This is a genomic window from Mesorhizobium alhagi CCNWXJ12-2 (assembly GCF_000236565.1).
Lineage (GTDB): Bacteria > Pseudomonadota > Alphaproteobacteria > Rhizobiales > Rhizobiaceae > Allomesorhizobium > Allomesorhizobium alhagi.
Window position 1 is genome coordinate 1 of record NZ_AHAM01000191.1, and the last position, 3942, is coordinate 3942.

Below are 3942 nucleotides of genomic sequence, written 5' to 3' on the forward strand. Positions count from 1 at the left end.
TGGCTTGCCAGGCTCGAGACCAAGATAGGAAAATGCCTCCTCGATCGCGCGCCGCCTCACCGGGTCGGCTATGTCCGCCGGGTCAGGCAGCGGCTGGTCGAGAGAACTGACATCCTCCGGCGACGTCCCCCATGTGACCTGGGGCCGGATGGTGCTGCAATCGATGTCGACTTCTCGGTCGAAAGCCGCGTCCGCATCGCTGCAAAGCGTCCGCCAGTGCGATACCGCCTGATCCCACAACTGACCCTGCGGCGCGTAGGGTTTGCCGGCGAGGTATTCGAACGTGACGTCATCCGGCGCGACGAAGCCGGCTTTGGCGCCAAACTCTATCGACATATTGCAGATCGTCAGGCGCCCTTCGATTCCGAGGCCGCGGATCGCTGATCCCGCGTACTCGACGGTATGGCCCTGTCCCGCCGCGACACCAACCTGGCCGATGAGATGCAGGATCATGTCCTTGGCGTAGACGCCTTCGCCTGCCTTGCCATGGAAGTTGACGCGCATCCGTTTCGGACGCCGCTGGAGAATGCTCTGTGTCGCCAACACGTGAGCAACTTCGCTGGTCCCTATGCCCCATGCCCAGCATCCCATGCCTCCGCACGTGGAGGTATGGCTGTCGCCGCAGACGAGCGTCGTCCCGGGAAGTGCAATGCCAAGTTCGGGCGCGATAACGTGAACGATGCCTTGGCGGGGATCGTCGAAGTCGATGAGTTCGAGATCGTGCTCGGCACAATTCTTGCGAAGGAGGCTGACAAACTCCCGTCCGCCCGGGAACGTTTCGCCGGTCCGGCCGGGCGCCGTCGAGAGAATGTGATCGACCACGGAGTAGGTTAGATCCGCGGAGTGCACTCGACGATCCGACCGTTTCAACGCAGCGAACGCAGCGCCCGAAGTGCACTCATGCACCATGTGGCGGTCGACATGGAGAAGGTAAACATCGTCTTCGATGTGCCTTATGACGTGGCTGTCCCAAATCTTGTCAAAAAATGTCTGAGACGTGTTCTGTTCCATGGAAATCTTCTTCACCGGTTTGACGAATGACCTCTTCCGAAGCATAGGTTTCTTCGTCTTTTGCAGGATGAAGTACGTCCATCATAGGAGAAAATTGATAAGGCGACGTCCCGCCGCTTCGAGCCTCGATCGGGATTTCACGGCTTTTTCAGCCGCCGCGCCAGCCGGCGGGAGTTGGCGGCGAGGATCCGTGTTTTGGTCGATGCTACTCTCGAGATCCCGAGCCGAGCAGGTCTGCCGCGGCTGCCTGGGCAGGCGAAAGTCCGCTCCACCCCTCAACGGCGTGACAGAGCCTCGAAGCCTTCGACCCTTCGGAAACGCGGGAGGATTGCTGAAAGCTCCTACGGCAATGCGCTGATCAGACGCGCTTGTGCAGTCGATTGTCGATCGCAAGCAGGACCCAGCTGAACGCCATCGCAAGGATGACGATGATCAGGGTCAGCGCCAGGATCAGAGCTCCGTCATTGATGCCGATGGCTTGCATGAGCCGATATCCCAATCCTGATTTCGATCCGAACATCTCCGCAAGGATCGTGCCGATGAAGGTCAGCGAGATGCCCAGGCGGATACCGGAGAACACCTCGGGAATGGCGGATGGGATCACCACGTGCCACCAGTACTGGCCGGTGCTCAGGCCCATGACCCGGGAGGTCTTTCGAAACACGGGGCGAACGTTGCGGATGGATGTGATGGTGAAAATGGCAACGGGAATGATGCCGTGCAGGAAGGCGTACACCACTTGCGCGGGCAGCCCGATTCCGAACACGAGGAGTATGACGGGGAAGAAGGCCACCTTCGGAACCGTGTAGAGCGCGATCAGAACCGGCTCGCCTGCCTCGGTGAGCAGCGGGCTCGACCCAATCACCAGGCCTATGAGTATGCCCCCCACGATGGATATCACGGACGCAATGAAAAACGTCCAGGTCGTCGTTGCGAAGTGTTCCCAAAAACGGGATGAACCGAGCAGTTCATAGGTTCGAACGATGGTGAGCCAGGGGGACGCCAGCGCGGTTTCGCCGGCAACGACGTGGGTCGCCTGCCATGCGATCAGCAGAAACACCACCAGGGCGAGAAAGGACAGGACATCCTTCAGACGTGCATCAAGTTCAGCCCTCATGCCAATCCCCTCCGCGTCAGAAGTATCCTCTCCCAGTAGAAGAGCACCATGTTGAGGACCACGGAGAGCGTCAGCACGATAAGGATGTTGGAGTACAGTCCATTGTTGTCGAAGTTCAGGTAGGCAAAGCTGATGGCATGCCCGAGACCCGAAGTCGACAGAATGAACTCGGCCGCGATCGTTCCGAGGAACGCATAGGCGATCGCCAGTTTGACGCCGGTGAACACGTAGGGCATGGCGGCCGGCAGTGTGACCCAGAAGGTCTTGGCGGTCCCGCTCATCCGGAGAACGCGCGCGGTCTTGCTGTAGACAGCGGGCATCCGGTCAAGGCCGTTCATCGTGTTTATCATCATCGCCACCACCGCGTAGAAATATGCGATGATCATCTTGGGAATGTCGGTCAGTCCGAATATGAAGATGAACAGCGGGTAGAACGCAAAAATCGGAACCGCGTAGTAGCTTGCGAAGAAGGGATCCAACGTACGGCGCAACTGCGGCAGGCTGTGAACCATCGCGCCGGCTACGAATCCCGTCGCAATAGCCAGCAGCGATGCGACTATCACTGACCACATCGTAGACACGAAGTCGGGGACAATCTTGCCTGACGCGAACAAATTATATGCGCCGGTCACCATTTCGCTCGGGGGGATGATCGTGAATCGCGAAATCCAGCCCATTTGCGTCCCAAGCTCGAGAAGCCCAAACAACGCTGCGAACACCGCGATCTGGAGCAGGTTCGCCCGGGTCATTTTAGCTTGCCCGCAGCGGCGCCCATCGCATTCCTTGACTCGTTTCGGAGCAGGCTCCAGAGCCTTCCGGTGATACGACCGAACGACTCCTCACTCGCGATGCGGCTGTCCCGATCCTTGGGCCAGTTCGTCTCTATGACCTCCAGGAACCTGCCGGGCCGGGACGACATCGCGCCGACCCGATCGGCCAGCATTGCCGCCTCGTCCAGTGCGTGCGTAATCAGCAGTATCGTGGCGCCCGTCTCACGCCAGAGCCTGAGGACTTCGTCTCCCATCAGGAGGCGGGTCTGCTGGTCGAGGGCTCCAAACGGCTCGTCCAGAAGTATCAGCCTTGGCTCGGTGACCAGGGTCCTGGCGATGCACACCCGCTGGCGCATGCCACCTGACAATTGTGCAGGATAGGCCTTCGCGAAATCGGAAAGTCCAGTCAGCGCCAACGCGTCCTTGACTCGCGAGCGGATCGAACCGGCATCCATGCCTCGCCGCCGCAGGCCGAATGCAAGATTGTCCCAAACGGTGAGCCAGGGAAAGCTGGCGTCTTCCTGGAAGACCACTCCAACTCCGTCGGGAACCCTGCCGGTGATGGCGTTGCCTTCGAACGTGACCGTGCCTTCGGTTACGTTCGAAAGCCCCGCCAGCACTTCGAGCAATGTGGACTTTCCGCACCCCGACGGGCCGACCACGGCGAAGAATTCGCCCTTCTTCAGGTCGAGGTTGATGGGTCCCAGGGCATGCAAGGCAGGGTTTCCGGCCCGCTCGGGATAGACCTTGCTGACGCCGCGAAGGCATGAGTGGACCTCAGCGAAGGGAGGCGTCGAATGCAGCTCACGAGACAAAGCGTCGGGTCCCGCGCCCTCTTTGGAAATTAGCGCTGCCAATCCGTCCTCCCTTTTGGACCTAGCGTAACTCTAGTGAGCAGTGGCACAAAGCAGATTGTACATAGTTGACCGCCACTGGCCCGCCGAACGACGACGCCCTGCGCGCCATTGGAGTTGCGGTCAGAAATCGATCTTCCGAAGGGCTTGAAGAAGCTCCGGCAGTGAGCGGCTGCCTATAGTGGCTCCT

The 3942-nt window shown here is 59.9% G+C and carries 4 protein-coding genes; all 4 read right to left on the reverse strand.

Annotated elements, in window-relative coordinates:
- A partial coding sequence (locus tag MAXJ12_RS22355) for an aconitase family protein (protein ID WP_040587380.1) occupies positions 1–1011 on the reverse strand: 1011 nt, incomplete at its 3' end.
- Positions 1012–1369: 358 nt separating this feature from the next.
- On the reverse strand, positions 1370–2128 hold the full coding sequence (locus MAXJ12_RS22360; RefSeq protein WP_008838277.1) for an ABC transporter permease: 759 nt from the start codon (positions 2126–2128) through the stop codon (positions 1370–1372).
- Positions 2125–2877, reverse strand: a complete 753-nt coding sequence (locus MAXJ12_RS22365; protein ID WP_008838278.1) for an ABC transporter permease — start codon at positions 2875–2877, stop codon at positions 2125–2127. Before MAXJ12_RS22365 ends, MAXJ12_RS22360 begins: the two co-directional genes overlap by 4 nt.
- Complete coding sequence (locus MAXJ12_RS22370) at positions 2874–3755, reverse strand: ABC transporter ATP-binding protein (protein WP_202946693.1); 882 nt, start codon at positions 3753–3755, stop codon at positions 2874–2876. Before MAXJ12_RS22370 ends, MAXJ12_RS22365 begins: the two co-directional genes overlap by 4 nt.
- Between the last annotated feature and the right edge of the window lie 187 nt (positions 3756–3942).

Bases quoted from the DNA above. Each gene is read 5' to 3' on its own strand.
- MAXJ12_RS22360 (WP_008838277.1), bottom strand. From the start codon at position 2,128: ATGAGGGCTGAACTTGATGCACGTCTGAAGGATGTCCTGTCCTTTCTC.
- MAXJ12_RS22365 (WP_008838278.1), bottom strand. From the start codon at position 2,877: ATGACCCGGGCGAACCTGCTCCAGATCGCGGTGTTCGCAGCGTTGTTT.